This is a genomic window from Aeromonas sp. 601027, assembly GCF_049174455.1.
Classification (GTDB): Bacteria; Pseudomonadota; Gammaproteobacteria; order Enterobacterales; family Aeromonadaceae; genus Aeromonas; species Aeromonas veronii_A.
In genome coordinates this window covers 1-1,718 of sequence record NZ_JAAKTN010000028.1, presented here as the reverse complement: position 1 = coordinate 1,718, position 1,718 = coordinate 1, and the positions used below count along the sequence as shown (strand labels likewise).

Annotated in this window: 1 rRNA gene; it reads left to right on the top strand. The window is 52.2% G+C overall.

Features of this window, described 5'->3' with window-relative positions:
• Positions 1-21: 21 nt before the first annotated feature.
• A 23S ribosomal RNA gene (locus G5193_RS21670) occupies positions 22-1,718 on the top strand; the annotation flags it as partial.

Sequence of the window (1,718 nt, the reverse complement as noted above, 5' to 3'; positions counted from 1 at the left end):
CGACACTTCTTGGGGTTGTATGGTTAAGTGACTAAGCGTACATGGTGGATGCCTTGGCAGTCAGAGGCGATGAAGGACGTACTAACCTGCGATAAGCTGTGAGAAGTCGGTAAGAGACGCTATTACTCACAGATTTCCGAATGGGGAAACCCACCCGAGATAACTCGGGTATCTGTTACTGAATACATAGGTAACAGAGGCGAACCGGGAGAACTGAAACATCTAAGTACCCCGAGGAAAAGAAATCAACCGAGATTCCCTCAGTAGCGGCGAGCGAACGGGGATTAGCCCTTAAGCATCTTGGAAGTTAGTGGAACGGTCCTGGAAAGGCCGGCGATACAGGGTGATAGCCCCGTACACGAAAACAACCTTGATGTGAAATCGAGTAGGGCGGGACACGTGACATCCTGTCTGAATATGGGGGGACCATCCTCCAAGGCTAAATACTCCTGACTGACCGATAGTGAACCAGTACCGTGAGGGAAAGGCGAAAAGAACCCCTGTGAGGGGAGTGAAATAGAACCTGAAACCGTGTACGTACAAGCAGTGGGAGCCCTTCGGGGTGACTGCGTACCTTTTGTATAATGGGTCAGCGACTTACATTTTGTAGCGAGGTTAACCGTATAGGGGAGCCGTAGGGAAACCGAGTCTTAACTGGGCGTCTAGTTGCAAGGTGTAGACCCGAAACCGGGTGATCTAGCCATGGGCAGGTTGAAGGTTGAGTAACATCAACTGGAGGACCGAACCCACTAACGTTGCAAAGTTAGGGGATGACCTGTGGCTGGGGGTGAAAGGCCAATCAAACTCGGAGATAGCTGGTTCTCCCCGAAAGCTATTTAGGTAGCGCCTCGGACGAATACTACTGGGGGTAGAGCACTGTTTGGGCTAGGGGGTCATCCCGACTTACCAACCCCATGCAAACTCCGAATACCAGTAAGTAATATCCGGGAGACACACGGCGGGTGCTAACGTCCGTCGTGAAGAGGGAAACAACCCAGACCGCCGGCTAAGGTCCCAAAGTTCTGGTTAAGTGGGAAACGATGTGGGAAGGCTCAGACAGCTAGGATGTTGGCTTAGAAGCAGCCATCATTTAAAGAAAGCGTAATAGCTCACTAGTCGAGTCGGCCTGCGCGGAAGATGTAACGGGGCTCAAACCAGGCACCGAAGCCGCGGATTCACACTTATGTGTGAGTGGTAGGGGAGCGTTCTGTAAGTCTGCGAAGGTGTATCGAGAGGTATGCTGGAGATATCAGAAGTGCGAATGCTGACGTAAGTAACGATAAAGGGGGTGAAAAGCCTCCTCGCCGGAAGACCAAGGGTTCCTGTCCAACGTTAATCGGGGCAGGGTGAGTCGACCCCTAAGGTGAGGCCGAAAGGCGTAATCGATGGGAAGCAGGTTAATATTCCTGCACGACTTGTAATTGCGATGGGGGGACGGAGAAGGCTAGGTGGGCCAGGCGACGGTTGTCCTGGTGAAAGTGCGTAGGTGGTGTTTCTAGGCAAATCCGGAGACACAACACTGAGACACGAGACGAACACACTACGGTGTGGAAGCCATTGATGCCCTGCTTCCAGGAAAAGCCTCTAAGCTTCAGATTACAAGTCATCGTACCCCAAACCGACACAGGTGGTCGGGTAGAGAATACCAAGGCGCTTGAGAGAACTCGGGTGAAGGAACTAGGCAAAATAGAACCGTAACTTCGGGAGAAGGTTCGCTC